The 22,769-nt window shown below is 58.4% G+C and carries 20 protein-coding genes; 5 read left to right on the forward strand and 15 right to left on the reverse strand.

Annotated features, from left to right (window positions below):
• Nucleotides 1-393: 393 nt before the first annotated feature.
• Both C5F53_RS06730 and C5F53_RS06735 read right to left on the reverse strand, forming a co-directional pair.
• A complete protein-coding gene (locus C5F53_RS06730; RefSeq protein WP_105260595.1) occupies nucleotides 394-2,151 on the reverse strand; it encodes an ATP-binding protein in 1,758 nt (585 codons plus the stop codon).
• Nucleotides 2,144-3,373, reverse strand: a complete 1,230-nt coding sequence (locus C5F53_RS06735; RefSeq protein WP_105260596.1) for an inovirus-type Gp2 protein — start codon at nucleotides 3,371-3,373, stop codon at nucleotides 2,144-2,146. The genes C5F53_RS06730 and C5F53_RS06735 overlap by 8 nt, the downstream gene beginning before the upstream one ends.
• Before the next feature lie 1,031 nt (nucleotides 3,374-4,404).
• Between C5F53_RS06735 and C5F53_RS06740 the strand changes: the two genes are divergently transcribed.
• Nucleotides 4,405-5,319 carry a hypothetical protein gene (locus tag C5F53_RS06740; protein ID WP_146097315.1) on the forward strand — a complete coding sequence of 305 codons (915 nt, stop codon included), beginning with the start codon at nucleotides 4,405-4,407 and terminating at the stop codon, nucleotides 5,317-5,319.
• Nucleotides 5,320-5,687: 368 nt separating this feature from the next.
• Here the strand turns inward: C5F53_RS06740 and C5F53_RS06745 are convergent, their stop codons facing one another.
• Nucleotides 5,688-6,404: an AlpA family transcriptional regulator gene (locus C5F53_RS06745; protein WP_105260598.1), complete on the reverse strand. Its 717-nt coding sequence runs from the start codon at nucleotides 6,402-6,404 to the stop codon at nucleotides 5,688-5,690.
• 735 nt (nucleotides 6,405-7,139) lie between these two features.
• Entirely contained in the window at nucleotides 7,140-7,457 is a 318-nt protein-coding gene (locus tag C5F53_RS06755) for a histone protein (RefSeq protein WP_105260600.1), read from the reverse strand.
• 367 nt (nucleotides 7,458-7,824) lie between these two features.
• Between C5F53_RS06755 and C5F53_RS06760 the strand changes: the two genes are divergently transcribed.
• Nucleotides 7,825-8,454: a DUF6806 family protein gene (locus C5F53_RS06760; RefSeq protein WP_105260601.1), complete on the forward strand. Its 630-nt coding sequence runs from the start codon at nucleotides 7,825-7,827 to the stop codon at nucleotides 8,452-8,454.
• A gap of 116 nt (nucleotides 8,455-8,570) precedes the next feature.
• A complete protein-coding gene (locus C5F53_RS06765) occupies nucleotides 8,571-9,809 on the forward strand; it encodes an HD-GYP domain-containing protein (protein WP_105260602.1) in 1,239 nt (412 codons plus the stop codon).
• Nucleotides 9,810-9,910: 101 nt separating this feature from the next.
• Here the strand turns inward: C5F53_RS06765 and C5F53_RS06770 are convergent, their stop codons facing one another.
• The 4 genes from C5F53_RS06770 to C5F53_RS06785 form a co-directional block, all read right to left on the reverse strand.
• On the reverse strand, nucleotides 9,911-11,185 hold the full coding sequence (locus tag C5F53_RS06770) for an acyl-CoA dehydrogenase family protein (RefSeq protein WP_105260603.1): 1,275 nt from the start codon (nucleotides 11,183-11,185) through the stop codon (nucleotides 9,911-9,913).
• A 38-nt stretch (nucleotides 11,186-11,223) separates the two neighbouring features.
• Nucleotides 11,224-12,309 (reverse strand): phosphotransferase family protein, encoded by a 1,086-nt coding sequence (locus tag C5F53_RS06775; RefSeq protein WP_105260604.1) that lies wholly within the window; start codon nucleotides 12,307-12,309, stop codon nucleotides 11,224-11,226.
• A gap of 27 nt (nucleotides 12,310-12,336) precedes the next feature.
• Nucleotides 12,337-13,056, reverse strand: coding sequence for a Crp/Fnr family transcriptional regulator (locus tag C5F53_RS06780; RefSeq protein WP_105260605.1), 720 nt, complete (start codon nucleotides 13,054-13,056; stop codon nucleotides 12,337-12,339).
• 105 nt (nucleotides 13,057-13,161) lie between these two features.
• On the reverse strand, nucleotides 13,162-14,682 hold the full coding sequence (locus C5F53_RS06785) for a 3-hydroxyacyl-CoA dehydrogenase (protein ID WP_105260606.1): 1,521 nt from the start codon (nucleotides 14,680-14,682) through the stop codon (nucleotides 13,162-13,164).
• A 99-nt stretch (nucleotides 14,683-14,781) separates the two neighbouring features.
• Between C5F53_RS06785 and C5F53_RS06790 the strand changes: the two genes are divergently transcribed.
• Complete coding sequence (locus C5F53_RS06790) at nucleotides 14,782-16,740, forward strand: FimV family protein (RefSeq protein WP_105260607.1); 1,959 nt, start codon at nucleotides 14,782-14,784, stop codon at nucleotides 16,738-16,740.
• 26 nt (nucleotides 16,741-16,766) lie between these two features.
• Here the strand turns inward: C5F53_RS06790 and C5F53_RS06795 are convergent, their stop codons facing one another.
• The 3 genes from C5F53_RS06795 to lexA all read right to left on the reverse strand — a co-directional run bounded on the left by C5F53_RS06795 (nucleotide 16,767) and on the right by lexA (nucleotide 18,863).
• Nucleotides 16,767-17,774 carry a D-2-hydroxyacid dehydrogenase family protein gene (locus C5F53_RS06795; RefSeq protein WP_105260608.1) on the reverse strand — a complete coding sequence of 336 codons (1,008 nt, stop codon included), beginning with the start codon at nucleotides 17,772-17,774 and terminating at the stop codon, nucleotides 16,767-16,769.
• A gap of 66 nt (nucleotides 17,775-17,840) precedes the next feature.
• Entirely contained in the window at nucleotides 17,841-18,167 is a 327-nt protein-coding gene (locus tag C5F53_RS20100) for a hypothetical protein (protein ID WP_146097316.1), read from the reverse strand.
• 21 nt (nucleotides 18,168-18,188) lie between these two features.
• Nucleotides 18,189-18,863, reverse strand: coding sequence for a transcriptional repressor LexA (lexA, locus tag C5F53_RS06800; protein ID WP_105260609.1), 675 nt, complete (start codon nucleotides 18,861-18,863; stop codon nucleotides 18,189-18,191).
• A gap of 114 nt (nucleotides 18,864-18,977) precedes the next feature.
• On the opposite strand from lexA, the gene C5F53_RS06805 reads away from it, so the two are divergent.
• Nucleotides 18,978-19,949: an asparaginase gene (locus C5F53_RS06805; RefSeq protein WP_105260610.1), complete on the forward strand. Its 972-nt coding sequence runs from the start codon at nucleotides 18,978-18,980 to the stop codon at nucleotides 19,947-19,949.
• Between the two features lie 43 nt (nucleotides 19,950-19,992).
• Here the strand turns inward: C5F53_RS06805 and adk are convergent, their stop codons facing one another.
• The 4 genes from adk to lpxK form a co-directional block, all read right to left on the reverse strand.
• Nucleotides 19,993-20,649, reverse strand: a complete 657-nt coding sequence (gene adk / locus C5F53_RS06810) for an adenylate kinase (protein WP_105260611.1) — start codon at nucleotides 20,647-20,649, stop codon at nucleotides 19,993-19,995.
• A gap of 111 nt (nucleotides 20,650-20,760) precedes the next feature.
• The gene (gene kdsB / locus C5F53_RS06815) at nucleotides 20,761-21,537 is read right to left on the reverse strand and encodes a 3-deoxy-manno-octulosonate cytidylyltransferase (RefSeq protein WP_105260612.1); all 777 of its coding nucleotides are present in this window, start codon (nucleotides 21,535-21,537) and stop codon (nucleotides 20,761-20,763) included.
• Between the two features lie 8 nt (nucleotides 21,538-21,545).
• Entirely contained in the window at nucleotides 21,546-21,728 is a 183-nt protein-coding gene (locus C5F53_RS06820) for a Trm112 family protein (RefSeq protein WP_105260613.1), read from the reverse strand.
• Nucleotides 21,709-22,767 carry a tetraacyldisaccharide 4'-kinase gene (lpxK, locus tag C5F53_RS06825; protein WP_105260614.1) on the reverse strand — a complete coding sequence of 353 codons (1,059 nt, stop codon included), beginning with the start codon at nucleotides 22,765-22,767 and terminating at the stop codon, nucleotides 21,709-21,711. The genes C5F53_RS06820 and lpxK overlap by 20 nt, the downstream gene beginning before the upstream one ends.
• Nucleotides 22,768-22,769: the final 2 nt, after the last annotated feature.

The following is a 22,769-nucleotide window of genomic DNA, read 5'->3' on the forward strand; positions in this document are numbered from 1 at the left end:
TGCCGGCATCAACTGCGCTGTGAAGTCATCGCGGCTGTGGCCTGACTGTTGCGCGATGCTCGTTGAAGCGGCCCAGGTTAATTTCGTGTGCCCCTGATCGCCTCTGCCGGTGACCGCTTGCAGGTTCTCAGCGTGAGTTCGGCCCACGGTTGCGATGGGCCGCAACCACTGCATTTCGGATATCTCATTCACCGAATTGCTTCCGCCATTGAATGTCAGCTACCGGGTCACCTGTCTGGCTGCGCGAATCTCCGCTTTGGGTCGCTCTGCGACAGTCAAATCAAGATCTTCGGGCTCGTCTTCACCCGAATCTATAGGGGGGGGGAGCTCAAGTGAGTTCGAGCTCACCCGACCATGGACAAACATGTATTCAACCCAACATGTTCCAACCCCTCAGGCTTTAGCGCATTGGATGTATTCCTCTGCCAAGTTCTTCACCATGCGCAAAATTGGATTGGCGCAGTCCCCCTCAGTCGCCAATACCAATAACTTTGCCTTCGCCCGACTAAATGCCACCGTCAGCAAACGCTTGGCTTCCTCCGACTTCAAAAACGGACAGTTCCCATCGACAGGATCAAAGATCACAATCTTGGCCTCCTTGCCCTGGGTCTGGTGAACCGTTTTTACACGTACGTCCTTGAACCCATGTCTGTCCAACATAGCCCGGATCACCCGAACCTGCAGACGGAAGGGGCTGAGCACAAACACATCCGCCGCCTTGAATCCCGGCACTTCTGAGCGCTGCTGCTGCAGCATCTCCAAGATCCGAGACGCAGACTCAACGCGAAACTTGGCTCCCTTGTGAGGAGTTGGTGTCATGTTTAGCGCTGGGACAACAACGGCTTGATCCGCCGCATAGTCTGCGAAACCAACCTGACGCTCGCTTTGCCAAAGACCGTCAGTCAGGCAATCAGGCGCAGTCACCAATGTGTTGTTGTACCCCACCGCGCTGACCAGTTGGCAGATCTTCTCGGCCATCCGGCGCTGTTCATGGAGCATGTAGACCGAGTCTGCTTCCATGTTCGGCATCAGCGCAAAGGCCGAACGTGCCATCCATGCTTTGACCTCGGGGCGATCAGACGTTGAAACGGGCGACAGTTGGGCTGGATCACCAGCGACCACGGTGGACTTTGCCAAAGCCATCAGCGGCAGCACTTGAGCCAGATTTGCCTGTGAACCTTCTTCAATGAGTAGCAGATCAAAGGGACCCATCGCACGGAGTTGCTCGATCCTGGCAATCGCCGAAGCAATCGACAGCGCAAACAACCGCGTGACTTTCCGATCGCTATCAAAACCAACCATTTCCGGGTCTTTTGTCACGGGACGTTGGTCATCGGGTTTGGGGCGGCGCGGTGCCAACTCATCATTTTTTCCAGGCAGCAGGTGCTCAAAGAAGTGGCGCGCAGCACCTATGCCATACCGCGTCATATGGCCTCGCAGGTCATTCCTCCCGTACAGTTTGAGTAACTGGTCCGCGCGTTGAAAGACTTGGTCCAAGGGGTCGTTGGCAATACCGACAACCAAAACTTTGGCCTCCTGTTTTGCCATGAGGTAGGTTGTCACTTTTACCGCACATGTTTCCGTTTTGCCCGTGCCTGGTGGTCCCCACAGGTAGCCCAGTTGGTAATTGACGAGCCCCAGTGCACCTTGTTGCGATGGACTTAAACGCGCTGCAATGCTCTGTTGGGCGAGCGGTACAGCGTCCACGGGGATCGTGGATTTCATCGCCGCGTAGATACCCATGGCCTTTTCGCTCCATATTTCACATGTCCAAGCCTTCAAAATGGGAGTCAAAAAATCCAGGCTGTTCAGCTGCAGTGTTTCAACTTGCTGCAACTCAAATGCCGAGGCCCCACGCAGATACAGGACGTTGTCCTCGTCATTGCTGAACTGAGCGGTGACTCTTTTGTCGCTTGTCTTGCCAGCCCAATCTACCGTGGCATCCCTGAATCGCTCGTCAATGAGCAAGGCATCTACAGTACTGATGGGGTCTGTCTCCATGGCCTCCACACGCACTTTGCAGCCGAATTGCGTGTCTTTGCACTCCGTCATACGCAAAGTCAGTGAGTTGGGCGTCACTGCTCGTTCTGAGCGGATGGCTTGCATCACGGACTGCTGGAATGCATCTGCGGCAGCTTTTTTTTCAAGCATATTGCACCTCCTCAGTGGTTGTCACGGCAGAGCGCACAGCCGGGGAGGGCAGGGCATCCATCACTTGAACAGGGGGAGTGCCCACCGAAACCACGACAGGCATCTTGGTCCGTTTGCGGCCTCGCTTATTCCCCGTGAGTACCTTGGCCACTGATTTGAGGAACAGCCGGTGCTTGCGCGGCACCACCCAGCGAATCGCGTGGTCAGGCTTTGCGATGTACGAAATCACGTAACGCTTGAGGTTGTCGACTTTGGCTAGGTCGTGTGCAAAGACATCTCCAATCCCGCAAGTGGGTGAGTTCAGGTCCGTATTCGCGTTGACATTGAAGTAGCTGCCCCGGCCTTGTGTGACCTGGTGTACCCATCGGTAGCCCAGCATGTGGCAAATCACTTCAGCGTTGCAAAGTTTTGAGCCGTCAATCAGGACCAAAACATGGTGGTGTGCGCTCCGTCTTACGGAATATTCGGTTTTCAGTGCATATCCAAGTAGCGCGTCGTGCTCAATCCATGTTGGCAACTGGCGCAGAAAGCGCTCTCGGTGCGCAAAGCACTCAGCCAAATCGACTGCATGCAGGGCGGCTTCGCTGTTCTTGGCTTGCTTCCACTGAAACTGCTTCAAATATGTGAGATCAATCCGGATTGCGCACAACCGTACATTTTTTTGCAGGATGAAATCCAGCCACCGAAACGCGCTGCGTTGGTTTTTGAGTGACGCCTGGGTCTGTTTGCGAATCCGAGCCTGGAACTCAGGTGCAGTCAAAGTCACGCGGATATGGTTTACACACAAATTCAGCGCGTTGCACAGAGCCTGGGTTCCATGCAGTTCAGAACCAATAAGCGCTTCGCGCGTCAAGTCCTCCAAGCCCAGCTTCGTCAGGGCCTCATTCAACACCAGGATCTCAGGTCGGAATGTGTGCTCAGGGTGGTCGTCGACCAACATGGGCAAACGCTCGAAAATCAGCCCGAGTAATTGTTTGCCACACAGAGTAGGGGCGACACGGTAGACCTTGCTTTGGCCTTTGCGCAGATCCTCAACGCTGAAGAGGGGCCCGGTTGACTGCGAGACCGTGTAAACGACCTGCTGGGCTTTGAGGAGGGTGCATAAAATAGCGAATCCCTCATCGTGCAAAACGGTGACGTCACCATGGGTTTCAAATTTAGTGGCCGATGCGAATAACTCGCTGGCGCTGGGTGCATCGGTGATGTGTTGTGCAATATTCATTTCTAGTCCTTGGTGAATCCGGCCCACCTGACGCCAGGTGAGTACCGTCGGGTTTATTTGGGCAAAAGTATCCCCCTCCAGCTGTTACTGGATTTGCTGCGATCGTGGTGGCAGTGATGGGAGCGCGGTGAACTTCTCTAGGTATTGAATTCCCTCTTGGTTAGTGGGTCAGTAGGCGCAGCTAATTGAATATACGTATGGGGTTTGTTGGGCTTAGTCTTTAAGCGGGTGAGGCAACCTCCACGTATTGCTGGGTCATCACTAAAATTTCCTTTCTTGGTTATCTATTGGTAGAAATGGGTAGGGGACTTAAATTATTTTGTATATATTGAATTAACTCCCGATATAGTCGAATCGATATGGCCTAGAGCTAATCTGCAACTGCGCTTCCTTTTTTGCTGGTTTTCATGGGCTGCATAACCTTGCGCTTTTGGAAAAGTTAGTCCCTCTCATCAGATTAGGGAGGCCGAGTATTTTTTTACATTCACATGGATATGCACGATGGACCGTTTAGTCCATCGTGCATATCCATCAAAATCATGAATGAGTACTTGGGTGGTAAGCGCAACAACGCTTTCCCTGTCAACGAAATTGACTTCCGAGCGGGAGTGCTAGCTCCTCTAGGGGCCTAGAGGGTCAATCGCGAGTCAGTAAGGACAAAGGTTCTTGCGATGCCTTGGCTAGGCTGACCGAGGTTTTGCAGCAGCTTCCATGGATGCCAATGTGAGTTGACGCTGTCGGTGCGCGTCGGTTTTCGTGGCTTGTTCGTTGGACTTTTGAAGCTCAGTCGCCCCAGATTTCCTGTTACCTGGTTTCGCGCCCTTCTAGCGCGATCCATAGTGTCAGTCGTGCAACGAAGATGGCTGAGCAACGATGTTGTCTATGTTTCGCGGCAAAACCAGCTAAACTACCAGGCAAGACGCACAAAAACATCCACTTAAAGTCGTCAAAAACTGCAGTGAAACTGGCAACAAATGACGATAAAACGTCTAAGAAAATCCACTAAAAATCTACTAGGGATATAGTAAAAAATGGCCATAGATGATGCTGATAGTGCTTCCCTTGCAAAGGCTTTAGATCTGAATCCAGATCAGATTACCTACCGAGTGAAGGTGTGGATTTGGCTCTCCGTTACATATGGCCGGGGAACGGGACTAGTGGCTTTTCCAGGAGGGCTGAAGCATCCGCAAGATGTGGCAGGGATGGCTAACTTTTGTCTCGAAAACCAACACGTCAGCGGAGTTATTCGGTCAACGTTCTGGGAGGCTTTTCTACCTGAGCCATCGTTAAAATGGATTGAAAATGACACGCGACAAATTCGGATGTTGCTCTCGTACTTGAAGAGAAATCAGTTCGTATTCCCAGATATGGCAGAGTCAATTCAAGCTGTGCTTTCTGGGCGAGAACTAATCGTGGGTCTTATTGACTGGATCAATTTCCCCTTGATTACGAAGGATCAGGTGGTATGTCAAATGCATGCGGCCTGGAATGAGCACCTAAAAAAAGGTAGCCTGTACTTTTGGTTTCTGGAGCAAGACGAGTGTGAGCGGTGTACTCTGATGTGGGATGTTTTGATGAAGGAGAACCCTTCGTCACTTCTGGGGCACCCCCGGTTTAATAATTTGAAAGATATGCTTCGCTATTTTGACGTCAGCAGTTATTCTGTTGAACAGATTAAGCTGTTCGTTGAACGAGTTAAGAAGCGACGCTCACAAAACCTATATCGTCAGAATCTTAAGGGTAAGAAGCAGGTGAATTGGGTATTGAGTACGCAGGCAATAAAACAGTTGGACAAGCTTGCTGAGGAGTTTCGATTTAGTCGGGCGGAGATATTGGAAACACTTATCCACGATGAGGCGGAAAATAAAATCTACCTGAGCGAAAGGCGGAGGTGGTACAAGGCGTTCAGACCTGCCGCGTCTACCGATAGCGCGACGTCAAAGTGACTTCACTTATCTCACGATCAGACTGAATCGACGAGCATTAAGCACCTGAGTCATTTTCCAGCACCACGATGTCTGGATAGCCGAGACCTCCGTAACACGGCATGAGGAGAGCGTGGTACGTAGATGTCCTTCGTGCTGCACGGTACGGCCCTGCATTGGCCCAGAGATTTGGGAGTACTACTGGAGAAGTCGGAATGCTGCAATTGGCGCCGGAGAAGTCTGGTGGCGCAGATTAGTACAGCTACCACCTTGCATTCCGAAGCGGAACTTTTCCGCTACGGACTGGAATATCTTGTTAGATCGGCCATCAGGACCTGCGTATGACTTATGCCGCATGCCTAAATGACTGGCAGAGTCACTGAGGTCGTTTACTTTGAGGTCAACAAAGCGAACCTTGCCCCAGTAAGGTCTGTTTTCGAGTCGTCACGAAAACCTGCAATTTGCAGGCAAAGGCGCAGCCAATCCGTGTCAATGTCGCTGTCCTGGCACCAATATAGAAATCGTCCAGGTGACATTTGTGTGATCGGCTCCTCATCCTCTGCCCAGTCGTTCCATTGTTCCAGCATTCGCCGAGCCCTCATGATCTGAAGGCTAGCGGCTTTGATGGGTTTTGCGTCCAAACCCATGTTTTCTTCCGGGATCTCGGTGCAGTTGGCTTCTGGTGCGATTCCGCAAACGATCAGAACGCCCATCGCCGGGGTCCAGGCCGACATTTGCAGGTAATTCAAGATACGTGCGTTGATTTCGCCGCCTTCCAGAATCGTGGAGGCCAAGCTGCCTGGAGTTTTATTACGTTTGGCGCTAGTGTTTTGCGTGGGTGCTTTGTTTGGCGGTGGCGTTTTGCCATCACGTGCAGCGTTTGATCTGGCTTTGGACGTAGTCTTTTGAGGGGCGGTCTTACACGCAGAGAGCCATGCCGCGACAGCGTCCTCGCTCCACCCCACAGCTTTCCCACTGAGAGAAAACGATTTTGGAAAATCGGGGGCATACCGAGGTGAGTCCGGGTTCATTCGGTCATAGATGGCAGATCGAGACAGTCCGGTGCGCTGAATAAGATCCTTGAGGCGGAAAACCGAGCCGGTCATGCAGTCATTCCTTCTTTGTCATGCAGTCTTGACCAATTTGGTGTTTTTTTGCAATGTACTTCAAGGCCAGTCGTTCTCAGGCAACTCAGTACAATCACATATCGTCTTTACAAATTTGGTCACTTGATCAAGCTGTAAAGGCTCCATAGGCTTCGTTCAACTCATGATCTAACAAGCTATTTGCTGTAATCCGACTGTTTGTTGGTATTTTTGTTGGTATTTTGAAGGGCGAGGGGCTTGAGATCGTTTATCCATGGTGCTTTGCGGCATGTTTTGGATACCGGTCTCGGCACCATTACCTCACACTGTGGGTAGATAAAGCGGCGTATGCCGGAGCTACCTCGAAAACCTGTGGCTTTCCTTTCACTTCAGCGGCCAGTTGAATACCCGCAAGGGTTGCTGGCAGTTGGGCGCCGGCTCATATGCGGTATCTCCATCACTGACAACGTAAAATCATGGCATGAGTAAGTCTGCAGAAAAAACCAAGATCCTGGAAGACGGTTTGCGCTACAAGTCAAAAATTGGTGGATCGCCATTCTTGACAGCGTCAAGTCCCGGAGCCGCGACCATGTCCTGCTTCTTGTGCGGCAAACACCGTCCCCGTAGCGAACTCAAATCTCGCAAGTTCATTGGGAAATCCCAAGCTGTATGTGATCCCAAGTGCAGCTGAGCCGAGTGCACCAATGACAAGGGCCCCAATTGGGGCCCTTATTGCTTCTGGCAATCGCTTGGCGATTACTTTTTGGCAGTTGCCTTGGCCTTCTTTGCAGGAGCCTTGGCTGGGGCTTTTGCTGCAGGTTTAGCTACAGTCTTGGCCTTGGGGGCTGTCGGTGCAACTGCAGGCGCAGCCTTGAGTGCAGTGCGTTGGTCACGCAAGGTATTGATTTCTGCAGAGATCTTGTTTTTACGCTCGGTCAGCTTGGCGATGTTCTCTGTCAGCTTTGCAATAAGCTTGGCTTCTTTGGAGACTACGACCTTCTTGATCTTCGCAGGGGCAGCTTTTGCCTTGAGAGTTACTGCGGCCTTGGGAGCCACTTTTTTTGCAGTTGCCATTTGATTGAATTTCCTTTTTTGTTGTCTGACTAGATATCCAGTCAGGCCTCTATTGTCGTCAATCTTTGGGTAAGCCCCTTGTGCGTGTTCTGCACGCACCGATTACGTCCAAAGGACGGCGGTGTGCCTCGCAAAACGGGACTCGGATTTCCGCTGTTTTGTCACCAAATAGCAGAAAGAAAAATACCAAGATGGCGAAGAACTATTGCAATCTCAATGCGTGCCGTGCTTGTGGACGGCATTCAGTACAATCAGCTTGCACCCGTTGACCTGCTGTTGGCAGCTTGAAAGGGCTGCTCTTGAGATCTTTTGCCCATGGTGCTTTCGGGCGAATTTTGGGGTTCCGGTCTCGCAACCACATACTGTTATGTCGAACTACAACGCCCCTTTCGAAATCCATGTCCATGGCCAGATTCTGCTGCGTGCGGACGTGACCTTTGCCCAGCTACAAGATGCCTTGAAACCGATGTGGAAGTACGCCGGAGCCAAGTCGTTGACGGACGGTTCCAAAAGTAGCTATGAAGACGAGCCAGGCATCCAGTTCGATGCGCCTGACCGTGTATTGCAGATGTGTTGGACCGTGGCGGGTGATGAAGACTTTCGTCAGACACTGGATGAAGTCTGCATGAACCTCAATGAGTTGGCTGATGCTGGGGCTGCCATTGAGGTGACTTTCTATGACTCCGAGTTTGATGAAGACGAACTGTCCTCCGATGCAGCCTCGCGCGATGACTTTGTGGTGTTGTTTGTGGGGCCCAATCCGGCCTCCATCATGCAAGTTCAGCGTGACTTGCTGGTGCAAGATCTGATCAATCTCATGGAGCGCCATTTTGATGGCTCCGAGTTGGGGGGAGTTGTCGCCGAAGTGGACAAGTTGTTCACGCAGCGGTTTGATGCGTTGGTGAGCTCCCTAGAAATTGGAAAACCCCCGCGTGGCTCGGGTGGCGGATTTGGCAGCGGCCACGGTGGTGGACGCAAGCCGCGGCATTTGCATTGAGCGGCACTTATTTTCTGCGCAGCCGGCATTTGCGCACGTATACTGAAAATTCGTCGTTGACTATGTAGCTTGATTCGTCCATTTCCGTGTCGTCGCTAGATTCCAAAAACAAATCCATGCTCAAGAAGATCAGCGTTCAACAACTGACTGTGGGCATGCACCTCAAGGAGTTCTGCGGTTCGTGGATGGAGCATCCGTTTTGGCGAACGGGCTTTGTGATCACCGATCCCAAAGACATCACTACCATCTTGGCCAGCAGCATCAAGGAGGTTTGGATCGACTCCGACAAGGGCTTGGATGTGGCAGAAGGCCAGTCGGCGATGACAGAGTCTGAGTCCGAAGAGCAAGTCGAAGAGGAGTTGCGTCAAGCGGTGTCTGCCCAGCGCGAGGTTGCACCGGTTTCCATTGATGTGGAACTGCAGCGCGCCGCCAAAATCTGCTACCAGTCCAAGCAGGCTGTCATGTCCATGTTCCAGGAGGCCCGCATGGGCAATACCGTGGATGCGGGTGGTGCCAGGCAGATGGTGGAAGAAATCACCGACTCCGTTACCCGTAACCCAGGTGCCCTGATCAGTCTGGCCCGCCTCAAGACTGCCGACGACTACACCTATATGCATTCTGTGGCGGTGTGCGCCATGATGGTAGCGCTGGCCAAACAGTTGGGCATGGACGAGGAACAAACCCGCTTGGCTGGGCTAGCGGGCCTGATGCACGATTTGGGCAAGGCTGCCATGCCCATGGAGGTATTGAACAAGCCAGGCAAACTCACCGATGCCGAGTTCGCCATCATCAAGACACATCCGCAAGAAGGCTATCGCCTGCTTAAGACCAGCAAGGACGTGGATCCGGTGGTGCTCGATGTATGCCTGCACCACCATGAAAAAACCGATGGATCGGGCTATCCTGAGGGCTTGAAGGCAGACCAGATCAGCTTGTTTGCCAAGATGGGCGCCGTCTGTGATGTGTACGACGCCATCACGTCCAACCGCCCTTACAAAATTGGCTGGGACCCTGCAGAATCGCTGCGCAAGATGGCCGAGTGGGCCAATGGGCACTTCGATGGGAAGGTGTTTCAGGCCTTCGTGAAGAGTCTGGGGATTTACCCGATTGGTTCTTTGGTGCGCCTGAGCTCGGGGCGTTTGGGCGTTGTGGTGGAGCAGACGGCCAAGTCGCTGACCACACCCTGTGTGAAGGTGTTTTTCTCCACCAAATCCAATATGCGCATCGTCCCCGAACTGGTGGACCTATCCAAGCCCAGCGCGAATGACAAAATCGCCAGCCGGGAGGACCCCGCCAAATGGCGCTTTGCCGATTTGAATGAGCTGTGGTCCGGTTTGCCCAATGCACCTTGGTAAAAACCTGAGAATTAGAGCCTAAAAGGCCTCTGGTCCGCGTAGATACTGCGTGAGCAGCTATTAAAAAAGGAGCGAGTGTTTGGGCACTGGCTCCTTTTTCTTTAACAGCCCCGGGTGACGGGCATCTCGACCGGTTTGGGGTTCAGTGCGTATTTGCCGAGCTCCAGCTTGGCAATCGCGTTACGGTGTACTTCGTCCGGGCCGTCGGCAAAACGCAGCGTGCGTGCGCAGGTGTAGCTGTAGGCCAGCGGGAAGTCGTCGCACATGCCGCCGCCGCCATGCACCTGCATGGCCCAGTCGATGACCTCACAGGCCATGCTGGGGGCCACGACCTTGATCATCGCAATTTCATTCTTGGCGAACTTGTTGCCGCCCATGTCCATCATCCAGGCCGCCTTGAGTGTAAGCAGGCGCGCCATGTCAATCTTGCAGCGGGCCTCGGCAATGCGCTCCTGCGTGACGGTTTGTGCGGCGATGGGCTTGCCAAAGGCAATGCGGCTGGAGGCGCGTTTGCACATCAACTCCAGCGCGCGCTCGGCTAGGCCGATCAGGCGCATGCAGTGGTGAATGCGGCCGGGGCCGAGGCGACCCTGGGCGATCTCGAAACCGCGGCCTTCACCCAGCAGGATGTTGGAAGCCGGCACGCGCACATTCTCGAAACGCATCTCCATGTGGCCATGGGGGGCATCGTCGTAGCCAAACACATTCAGGGGGCGCACCACGGTGATGCCCTTGGTGTCGGCGGGCACCAGCACCATGCTTTGTTGCGAGTGGCGAGGTGCTTCCGGGTCGGTCTTGCCCATGGTGATGTAGACCGCGCAGCGTGGGTCACCGGCGCCGGAGATCCACCACTTGCGGCCGTTGATGATGTATTCGTCGCCCTGGCGCTCGATGCGGGTTTCAATGTTGGTGGCGTCGCTCGATGCCACATCGGGTTCGGTCATGGCAAAGGCGGATCGGATCTTGCCTTCAAGCAGCGGCTTGAGCCAGCGCGCCTTGTTTTCGTCTGAGCCGTAACGGGCGATGGTTTCCATGTTGCCGGTGTCGGGCGCCGAGCAGTTGAACACTTCGCTAGACCACATCACGCGCCCCATGATTTCCGCCAACGGGGCGTATTCCTGGTTCGTCAAACCCGCGCCGTGGTAACCGGAAGCCTCCGCACTGTCTACCGGCAAAAACAAATTCCACAATCCCGCGGCCTGGGCCTTGGGTTTGAGGTTTTCAATGGTCTGCAGCGGCGTCCAGCGCTTGCCGGCGGCGGTGTTGGCCGCAATCTCGGCGTGGTACGCGCCCTCATTGGGGTAGATGTGCTCTTCCATGAACTTGAGCAGGCGGGCCTGCAAGTCTTTGGTCTTGGGGGAGTAATCAAAATCCATGGAGTCTCCGGGGGTAGGGGGCGTGTGCGGTCAAAAAATCAGGCCTGGCGGGCGAACTTCCAGGCCATCTGGGCCAGCGGGCGGGCGCCTGCAGCAGAGCTGACCGCTTGCGCGCTGGAGGCGGTGCCCGCTTCCACGCGCTTGGCAATGCCCTGCAGGATGGCTGCGATGCGGAACATGTTGTAGGCCATGTAGAAGTTCCAGTCCGTCTTGAGCTGCGCGGGCTCGGCCAGGCCCGTGCGGTCGCAATACATGCGGATGTAGTCGTCCTCAAAGGGAATGCCCAGTGCCGCAAAGTCCAGTCCGCCAATGCCGCGGAAGGCTCCCGGCGGAATGTGCCAAGCCATGCAGTGGTAGCTGAAGTCGGCCAGCGGGTGGCCCAGCGTGGAAAGTTCCCAGTCGAGCACGGCGCGCACTTTGGCTTCGCTGCTGTCAAACATCAGGTTGTCCAGCCGGTAGTCGCCGTGCACGATGCTGACCATGCTGTCGTCGCGCGCCATCGTCGGAATGTTCTTGGGCAGCCACTCCATGAGCTGGTCCATCTCTGGGATGGGCTGCGTGATGGAGGCCACGTACTGCTTGCTCCAGCGGCCAATCTGGCGCTCGAAGTAATTGCCCGGCTTGCCATAACCCGCCAGCCCGCGATCAGCAAACTTGACCGTGTGCAGTGCCGAGATGACGCGGTTCATCTCGTTGTATATGGCGCCGCGTTGTTCGGTGGTCATGCCCGGTAGCGACTGGTCCCACAGCACGCGGCCTTGCATGAACTCCATCACATAGAAGGCACGGCCGATGACGGACTCGTCTTCGCACAGACAGTGCATCTGCGGCACAGGCACATCGGTTCCGTGCAGGCCCTGCATGACTGCAAACTCGCGCTCGACTGCATGGGCCGATGGCAGCAGCTTGGCCACCGGGCCGGGCTTGGCGCGCATCACATAGCTTTTGCCCGGTGTGTTGAGCTTGTAGGTGGGGTTGGACTGGCCGCCTTTGAACATCTCCACCTCCAGCGGGCCGGCGTAGCCGGGAAGGTTGCTGTGCAGCCAGGCGTCCAGCGCCGCCACGTCAAAGACGTGCTGGCCCGAAACGGAACGGGTGCCGATAAAGTGGTCAAAGTCGCTCATGCAGATGGATGGTGTGAAAGTCGAAAACTAGTTATCTGCGTCAATGATGTGCATCAGCGCCGCGCGGTCGCGTATCACCAGGCCACCCGGCTCGATGCGAATCGCATCCTCGCGCTCCATGGCTTTGAGTTCCTGGTTGACGCGCTGGCGCGAAGCACCCAGCAGCTGCGCCAGCTCTTCCTGCGCCAGTTGCAGTCCAATGCGCACCTCGCTGCCATCGCTGAGCGAGGGCACCCCGTAGCTGCGCACCAAATGCAGCAGTTGCTTGGCCAGTCGTGCACGCAAGGGCAGGGTGTTGAGGTCTTCCACCAAACCATAGAGCTGGCGAATACGCCGTGCGTGCAGGCGCAGCATGGCTTCGTACAGCTCTACGTGGTTGGCCAGAATTTTTCGGAAGTCCGCCTTGGCCACACACAAGATGGTGCTGTCCCCGTGTGCATAGGCATCGTGCGTGCGGCGGTCCCCGTCGAAGATCGCCACATCGCCAAACCAGATGCCGGGCTCCACATAGGTCAGCGTGATCTGCTTGCCCGAGATGGAGGTGGAGCTCACGCGCACCGCGCCCTTGGCACAGGCAATCCATTCCTCGGGCGGCTCGCCGCGCGCTGCAATCAGCTCGCCGTCTTTGTAACGTTTGACGTAGGCACATCGAAGAATGTCGTGTTTGAGAGAAGGAGAGAGGGATGAAAACCAGCGCCCTGCGTTGATCGCAGTGCGTTCATCAATGGTAAGAATGGGTTCGTCCATGGCCTGTCTTTTGGGTGACTTGCGGAAGGGAAATCGCGCCCACATTGTCACCCCCGGGACCGCGCCAGGTACAGGGGGGTGTCACCAGTGCGTCTGGTGCGAGGTCTACTCTTCTTCGTGCAACAGGCTCAGGCCAATGGCGCCGCGGCGGCGCAGCCACGGGCTGGGTCGGTAGCGCGTGTCACCGTACACGGTTTGCATGTTGAACAGCACTTCCAGCACATTGGTGGGGCCACACAGATTGCCCAGTGCCAGTGGGCCCATGGGGTAGCCTAGGCCCAGTGTCACAGCGGTCTCTAGATCCTTGGGGCTGCAAATGCCCTGTTGGCACATGTCGCTGGCAATGTTGACGATGTTGGCCACCACGCGCTGCGTGACAAAACCACCACTGTCGCGCACCACACTCACGGCTTTGCCGTCACGTGCAAACAGCGCGTGGGCGGCATCACGCATGTCGGTGCGAGTGGCCGGGTTGGTGGCCAGCACGCGGCGCATGGTGCCTGCGTCGTCCAGCAGCATGTCGATGCCCACCGTGCGGGCCGGGTCCAGCCGCTCCACCACGGCCACCGTGGTGATGTCAAAGCCCAGGGGGGCTACCAGTGTCAGCGCGATGGGTGAGGGGGATTGCCCGGTCTCGATCTTGGCGCCCAGGTTCTTCAACAGCATCAGCAGCTCCACACGCCGTGATGCGCGGGGTGACAGCCAGACGGGCGGCATCTCTTCGACCACCGGCACGGCGGGTTCGGCAGGCAGTACGGCCTGGCCGTCGGTGTAGCGGTAGAACCCTTCACCGACCTTGCGGCCGGTCAGTCCACCTGCCAGGCGCTGTGCAGTGATCACGCTGGGGCGGTAGCGGGGTTCTTGGTAGTACTGCTGGTAGATCGACTCCATCACCGGGTGCGACACATCCAGGCCGGTCAGGTCCATGAGCTCAAAGGGGCCGAGCTTGAAGCCGCATTGGTCGCGCAGAATGCGGTCAATGGTGGCAAAGTCCGCCACGCCTTCGGAGGCCACGCGCAGCGCTTCGGTGCCATACCCACGCCCTGCGTGGTTGACGATGAAGCCCGGCGTGTCTTGCGCCAGCACGGGCGTGTGGCCCAGGTCTTTGGCGTATTGCTGCAATGCCTCCACCACGGTGGGCGCGGTCTTGAGGCCCGGGATGACCTCCACCACCTTCATCAAGGGGACCGGGTTGAAGAAGTGAAAGCCGGCCAACTGTGCCGGGCGTTGCAGACCCGCCCCCAGTGCGGTGATGGACAGGGATGAGGTGTTGCTGGCCAGTACCGCACTGGGCGCCAGGCAGGATTCCAGGGCCTGCAGCAGCTGGGTCTTGATGTCCATGCGCTCGGCCACGGCCTCGATCACCAGGGGGCACGTGGCCAGTTCTTGCAGGCTGGCAGCTTGGTGGATGCGGGAGGTGAAGACCTCAACGTCGTCGGCGCTGATGCGGTTTTTGCTGGCCAGGCTTTGCCACTGCGCTTGCAATGCGGCCGCGGCTGCCTGTGTGGCGCCTGGCGCCGTGTCAAACAGCAGAACGGTGCTGCCCGCCTGGGCTGCGATTTGTGCAATACCGCGCCCCATGGCGCCGGCACCGACGATGCCAATGTGTTCAAAGAGTGGTTTCATGCCCGGATTATCTGGCGCGGTGGTGCTAGAAATGCGGGGTGTTGCCGCTGGCACGATAGCTTTTCGCTCGGTTAGGGTATGCGAGAATCGACAGAATCAATGAAGCCGGTCTTTCAACTTAAACATTGCGCCCTGGGTGCCCTGCTGCTGTGTGCTGCGATGGGCAGCAGTGCACTGACTCTGGGGCGCGCCCGCGGGGCGGCCCTGTTGGGCCAGCCCTTCCAGATCACGGTGCCCGTGCAGCTGGCGGTGGACGAAGATGGCAGTGGCCTGTGTTTTGAGGCCGATGTGTTCTACGGCGATGTTCGCCAGGAAGCGACCCGGGTTTCCGTCACTCCCGAGCGTAATGCCGCTGGCCAACCCACGGCGCTGCGTATCCAGGCGCGTATGCCGGTGGACGAGCCTGTGGTGTCGGTATATGTGCGCTCGACCTGTGGTGTTTCCACCTCCCGCCGCTACGTGCTGTTGGCAGATCTGGTCTCGGAAGTCAGTCCGCCGTTGGTCGCTACCTCTCCTGTCCAGGCGACACGCCAGCCGGCGGTGGCCTTGCCTGGGGGCACGTCAGCCAATGCGGCTCCGGCAACCACCGGCACAGGTACCGTCGCCGCCGCGTCGGCCAAGCCGGTAGCAACACCGGCAGTGCCCGCCAAAAAATCTCTGCCCCGTATCGAAAGCCCATTGGGCAACAAAGTGCCGACCAGCAGCCGTCCGCGCCTCAAGCTGGCCCCGCTGGACTTGTCGCAGGATTGGGAGCCGGCCCTCAAGTCCTCATCGGAGTTGATTGCGCCGCCTGTGGAGGATGTGCAAAAGCGCCTTGCCGCGGCGGCACTGTGGAAGACCCTGAACCTCACGCCCGAAGAGGTGCTGCGTGATGCTGCGCGCCTCCAGGGGCTGGAGCAAAGCGTTGGCAAACTGGGAGAGCAGACCGCCCAAAATCAACGCCAGATGCAGGCCTTGCTCGCGCGCCTGGAAAAGTCAGAGTCTGAAAAATACGCCAACCCGCTGATCTACGCCCTCGCAGCAGCGCTGTTGGCTCTGGCCGGTGGCATGTTCTGGTTTTGGCGCAAGCTGCGTAATGCGGGAGACTCTCCTTGGTGGAGCGGGCAGGGTGAGTCTCTGTTGACGCCTGTGGAGCGTGATACGACGGCCCAAGACCCATCCGTTATGCCGCCACCCGTAGTGACTGCACCGGTGCGGCCCGTGGTGGCTAAGCCGCTGCCAACCCCAACCCCTGTGCGCAAAGCCGCGCTGCTGACCGATGTGGACATTGACCTGCATCTGGATGACTTGTCACCGCCCGTACCGACGGTTGCGCCAGTGACAGTGGCCCCGCCGTCATCCCGCATGATGGGTTTGCGCGATTTTTCACCCAGCATGTCGGGTTCGTTGCGTTCCATCAATACCCAAGAGGTGCTGGATGTGCGCCAGCAGGCCGAGTTTTTCATGACACTGGGCCAGTATGACGACGCCATCGCTTTGTTGGAGCACAACATTGCCGACCATGCAGAGTCCAACCCGCTGGTGTACCTGGATCTGCTCAAGGCCCTGCACACTCTGAGTCGCAAGGAAGCGTTTGACCGCTACCGTGACGAGTTCAATGCACTCTTCACAGGCCAGGTGCCACCCTACATCCAGTTCAACCAGCCGGGGCAGGGGTTGGATGCTTACCCCGAGCTGTGCGCGCACATCGCATCGGTGTGGCCCAGCAGGGCCGCGCTGGAGTTCATTGAGAAATGTCTAGTGCGTGAGCGCAACGCGGCCGCAGACGTCAATTTTGACTTGGAGGCTTTCCGGGAGCTGCTGTTGCTGCATGCACTCGTCACGCGTTTGTCGGGCGAGACGACCAGCGGCGTGGTGCCATTCAGTGCAGCCAAATCGGCAGAGCCATCAACGGCCCCGTCGCCCGACACGGGCCCGGCTCCCGTGGACGCCGCTTTGCTTGAGCCTGCCATGGACATTGACCTGGACTTGTCGGAGTCTGTGCCAGCCGCAGACAATCTCATCGAGTTCGATGCGTCTGGGCTGTCGCTCACCCCACCACTGACGCCCCGTTCTTAGGCTGTGGGCCGCTCCAAGGCAGCGGCTTAGCGGCGCACCTGCAGTGCGCCGGGGTTGATGATGTTGGACGGTGTGCCCTTGATGAAATTCACCACGTTGTCGAAGGCCGCGCCAAAGTACATCTCGTAGCTGTCCTGCTCCACATAACCAATGTGGGGGGTGCAGATGCAGTTCTCCAGCCGCAGGAGTGCGTGGCCTTGCAGCACGGGTTCGGTTTCGAATACATCTACTGCCGCCAGGCCCGGGCGGCCCCGGTTCAGGGCCCCAATCAGTGCATCGGTTTCAATCAGTTCTGCCCGCGAGGTGTTGACCAGCAGGGCCGTGTTTTTCATGCATGCCAGATCCTCGGCCGTCACCATGCCTCGTGTGGTGTCATTGAGTCGCAAGTGCAGGGTCAGCACATCGCTGCGTGAGAAGAAATCTTCGCGGTCAGTGGCGCTGTGATAGCCGTCTTGCACGGCTTGCTGGCGGGAGACCTCGCTGCCCCACACCAAGACGTTCATGCCAAAAGCGCGCCCATAACCGGCTACCAGCTGACCAATACGGCCGTAGCCCCACACACCCAAGGTCTTGCCACGCAGCACACCACCCAGCCCGAAGTTGGCAGGCATGGAGCCCGCCTTGAGCCCGGACTGCTGCCAGGCCCCGTGTTTGAGGTTGCCAATGTACTGGGGCAGCCGGCGCATGGCCGCCAAAATCAGGGCCCAGGTGAGTTCGGCCGGAGCGACCGGGGAGCCAGTGCCCTCGGCCACGGCAATGCCGCGCTCGGTGCAGGCCTGCACATCGATGTGCGAGCCCGCCCGCCCGGTTTGGGCAATCAGCTTGAGGCGGGGAAGTTTTTCGATCAGTGCCCGGGTGATCTGCGTGCGTTCACGGATCAGGACGATCACATCGGCGTCTTTGAGCCGGATCGACAACTGGCCCATGCCCTTGACCGTGTTGGTGTACACCTTGGCCGGAAAAGCGTCCAGCTTGGCCGAGCACTGCAGCTTGCGCACCGCATCCTGATAGTCATCCAGAATCACAATATTCATGCTTGCCATTGTGCCTTGGGATGCAGGTGGCCCAGCCGGGTGCAGGGCAAATTTGCCCCGCTGTTGTTACGCGGCTTCGCAGGCGGCCAGGCGGTCCAGTTCGGCGCAGACATCGGCCATGCGGCCCGAGATGACCATACGACCTACGTCAGAGCGGGGTTGCCCACTCTCCAGCACCCGGACCACGCGCAGGGGTTTGGTTTTAGGCTTGTTTATGCCTCTAGCCCCCGTAGATACTGCGCAAGTAGCTATTAAATCAGGAGCATTTTTGCGTTCAAAAGACCGTGGCACGGTGTAGCTGGGCACACGTGGGGAAGGACTTGGCAGCAGCCAGGCCAGGAGTTGGCGCAGGGGGGCCAGAAAGTCGGGTTTCATGACGATGGCGGTGTTCATGGTGGGTACTTTCTGTCTGCGTTACATCAACATGGTGTTACGAATCAGGCCAACGGCCAGGCCTTCAATCTCGAAGGGCTCGCCGGGTTCAACCACGATGGTTTGGTAGTCGGGGTTTTCGGGGTGTAGCTCGATCAGGTGTTTGTTGCGGCGAAAGCGTTTGACGGTGACTTCTTCACCCAGGCGGGCCACGACGATCTGGCCGTTTTTGGCGTCTTTGGTGGCTTGCACAGCCAGCAGGTCGCCGTCCATGATCCCGGCGTCGCGCATGGACATGCCACGCACCTTGAGCAGGTAATCGGGCTGGCGCTGGAACAGGCTGTTCTCTACGTAGTAGGTCTGGTCCACATGCTCTTGCGCCAGGATCGGCGAGCCCGCGGCCACACGGCCAATCAGGGGCAAGGCCAGCTGGGCCAGGCCGGGCAGGGGCAGGGCGAACTGTTTCATGCGCGACTCTTGCATGGAGCGCAGCACATCACCCTTGAGGCGGATACCGCGGGAGGTGCCGCTGACCAGTTCGATCACGCCTTTGCGAGCCAGGGCCTGCAAATGCTCTTCGGCCGCGTTGGCAGACTTGAAGCCCAGCTCGGTGGCGATTTCCGCCCGTGTTGGGGGGGCGCCGGTGCGCGCAATGGCGCCCTGGATCAGATCCAGAATTTGCTGTTGGCGAGCGGTGAGTTTGGGACTTTCAAGCATACTGACTCCTTCATGTTGGGTCGGTGCTGGCTGTGTGTCTGTACACACTGTTTTCTCATCCAGTAACTGTATTTTTAACCAGTTTTTTGATAAATGCAAGTGGGGCGGTGATGTATGGGTAAAAAAGTAGTGGTTTTGGGCACGGGCGGCACGATTGCAGGTCGCTCGGAGCGCGGGTCGGACAACGTGGGCTACAAGGCCGGACAGGTGGGCGTGCAGTCGTTGCTGCAAGACATTGCCCCGCTGCAGGCTGCGCTGCAGGGGCGCGAACTGGTGGCCGAACAGGTGGCGCAGGTGGATAGCAAAGACATGGGCTTTGCAGTGTGGGCCGCGCTGGCGCAGCGTTGTGCCCAGCACCTGCAGGATACGCAAGTGGATGCGGTGCTGATCACCCATGGCACGGACACGTTGGAGGAAACGGCCTTCTTTCTGGAGCAGGTGCTGCCACCTGCCCTATTGCAGGCCAAGCCCCTGGTACTGACCTGCGCCATGCGCCCCGCGTCGGCCCTGACACCCGATGGGCCACAAAACGTGCTGGATGCGGTGGCCGTGGCGCTGGACAGCGCGGCGCGCGGCGTCTTGGTGGTGTGCGCGGGCGCAGTGCACAGCGCCCGCCTGGTGCAGAAGAGTTATACCTACCGTGTGGACGCGTTTGACTCGGGCGATGCCGGGCCGCTGGCGCTGGTGGAAGAGGCCCGCGTGCGCTGGTTGGGCAAGCCTGCCCCTATGGCTCCCCCGCGTGTGGTCGATCTGCAGGCACTGGCCAACACTGCATGGCCGCGGGTGGAGATTGTGATGAGCTATGCGGGTGCCTCGGGCGCCATGGTACGCAGCTTGGCCGTGCCCGATGCCAACGTTCCTCCATTGCGTGGCTTGGTGGTGGCGGGCACCGGCAATGGCACGCTGCATGTGGATCTGGAAGCAGCCTTGCTGGAGGCGCAAGCGCAGGGCACGCCGGTGGTCCGCGCCAGCCGTTGCGCACGTGGCCAGGTGGTGGCGGGTGAGGGCGTTGCTGCCTTGCCGCATTCGCAGGGTCTGTCTGCGGTGAAGGCGCGCATCGCGCTGATGCTGCAGCTGATGCCGTAAAAAAAGCCGCAGATGCGGCTTTTTCGGGCGGTGCCAGTAGCGCTTATTTGGTCAGCGCTTCAAACACCCGGCGGGTGATCGCATTCACATCACCCATGCCGCTGATGGCGCGGTATTGGGGGGCGGCTGCGGGGTCTTTCTGGGCCCAGCTGGAGTAGTACTCCACCAGCGGGCGGGTCTGGGCGCTGTACACATCCAGGCGCTTCTTGACGGTCTCTTCCTGGTCGTCGGGGCGCTGCACCAAGGGCTCGCCAGTCACATCGTCTTGGCCTTCCACTTTGGGTGGGTTGAACTTGACGTGGTAGGTGCGGCCCGAGGCGGGGTGGGAGCGGCGGCCGCTCATGCGTTCGATGATGGCGTCAAACGGAACGTCGATTTCCACCACATAGTCCAACTGCACGCCAGCTGCCTTCATGGCATCGGCCTGGGGGATGGTGCGGGGGAAGCCGTCAAACAAAAAACCTTTGGCGCAATCGGGCTGGGCGATGCGTTCCTTCACCAGGTTGATGATCAGGTCGTCGCTGACCAGGCCGCCGGACTTCATGACGGCGTCGGCCTGCAGGCCCAGCGGTGTGCCGGCCTTGACGGCAGCGCGCAGCATGTCACCGGTCGAAATTTGCGGAATTCCGTACTTTTGACAAATGAAGGTGGCTTGCGTGCCTTTGCCAGCGCCAGGCGCGCCCAACAGAATCAGTCTCATGGATAACCTCGGATAAAACAAAAACTTTGGCGCTTGTTTGGCACCTTGCTGGTGCATTTTTATTGCGCGCGTGTAGCTCTGGAGAATAGCACGGGCTGCCCCGCGCCTAACTTACAGCGTGGGGGCCTGGCTGGCGAGGATGGCGCGCACACGCGCCAAGTCTTCGGGGGTGTCCACACCGGGGCCGGGCGCCTGCGCACTGACGTGCACCGCAATGCGGTGGCCATGCCACAACGCACGCAGCTGTTCCAGCGCCTCCACCACCTCGATGGGGGCTTGTGGCAGCAGTGGAAACTGGCGCAAGAAGCCTACGCGGTAGGAATAAATGCCGATGTGGCGCAGGGGGGCGGGTGAGGGTAGGGTGTGGATGCCATTGGCAAACCCATCGCGCCACCAGGCAATCGGCGCGCGGCTGAAGTACAGCGCCAGGTGCGCGGCGTCATGCACCACTTTCACTACATTGGGGTTGGCAAAGTCGGCCACATCGGTGATGGCGTGGGCAGCTGTGCCCATGCTGGCCTGCGGCGTGGCTTGCAGCAGCGCGGCCACGGCTTGCACCAGGTCGGGGTCCATCAGCGGTTCGTCGCCTTGCACGTTGACCACAATGTCTTCGTCGGCCAGGCCCAGGATGTCGCAGGCCTCGGCCAGCCGGTCGCTGCCGGAGGGGTGGTCTTCGCGTGTCAGGATGGCCTGCACGCCATGGGCTGCGCAGGCTTGTACGATGGAGTCGCTGTCGGCGGCCACCACTACCTGGGTGGCTTGCGGCACGCCATCACGCACCCGCTGCGCCACGCGCACCACCATGGGCACACCGGCCAGATCGGCCAGGGGTTTGTTGGGCAGGCGGGTGGAGGCCAGGCGGGCCGGAATCAGTACGGTGAAACCCATGGTGCTGCTCACAAGCCGAGTTCGGCGTCGGTGAGTACGCGGGCTTCGTTTTCGAGCAGGATGGGAATGCCGTCGCGCACGGGATAGGCCAGGCGGGCGCTGCGGGAGATGAGCTCCTGCTGGTCGCGGTTGTATTCCAGGGGGCCCTTGGTCACGGGGCAAACGAGCAGTTCAAGAAGTCGGGTGTCCATGGGGGGATGATACCGGGGCAGGGCGGTGGGGCTGCAGGCAGCGGTCCAGCGCGGCATAGAAATCGGGCGGCGCGGTTTGCACCAGCGGGACGGCGCGGGCTTCGGGGGCGTGCTGCCACAGCTTGGCGGCGTCTTTTTCGGTGCAAATAAGGGTGTAGACCTCGTGGGTATTGCGCGACCAGCTATCAAAATCATAGTGATCTGGCAACGCTATGGTATGGGCCAGCAGCACACCCTGTGCACGCAGCATGGCAAAAAACACCTCGGGTTGGGCAATGCCTGCCACCGCACACACCGGGTGTGTGTCGGGGGCGTTCAGGGCTGTCAGCGGCTGCACATCACCGCTGGCCCCCACCGTGTGGTCAGCCAACTGGCGAGTGGCAGTGAAACCGGGCACGGCATTGGGGCCGGTGTTGAGCACCAGCAAATTGTCATGGGACTGGCCCGCGGCTTTCAGCGCCCGGGGCGGCCAAGGCTCCCGCAGTGGGCCGGCCGGCAACAGCCAGCCATTGCCCGCGCCCCGGCTGTCGAACACACAAATCTCTACATCGCGGTACAGCGCGTAGTGCTGCATGCCGTCGTCACAGACGATGATCTGCGTGTGGGGGTGGTCTTGCAGCAAGGCCCGGGCCGCAGCGGCGCGTTGGCGGCCCACGTACACCGGAACCCCGGTTCTCCGCTGCAGCAGCAAGGGTTCATCGCCCACCTCAGTGGGCGATGCGTCGGCGTGCACCGCCTGGACCGCTTCACCCTGGCGGCCATAGCCGCGCGAGACGATGCCTACCTGCCAGTCCTGTGCCTGCAAATGGGCCACCACGCCGATGACAGTGGGGGTTTTGCCAGCACCGCCTGCCAGCACATTGCCCACCACCACCACGGGCACCGGCAGGCGCTGGATGGCCAGCCACTGCTGGTGGTAGAGCCCGCGGCGCAGCGCAATCAGTACGCCGTAGAAGAACGCGATGGGCCGCAGAGCCCAGGCCAGCGCACTGCGGCCTGTCCAGGCCTGCAGAAAGGCCTGTTGCAGGCCTGAATGCATGG

Source organism: Rhodoferax sp. TS-BS-61-7, from assembly GCF_002943465.1.
In the GTDB taxonomy this organism is placed as follows: Bacteria; Pseudomonadota; Gammaproteobacteria; order Burkholderiales; family Burkholderiaceae_C; genus Allorhodoferax.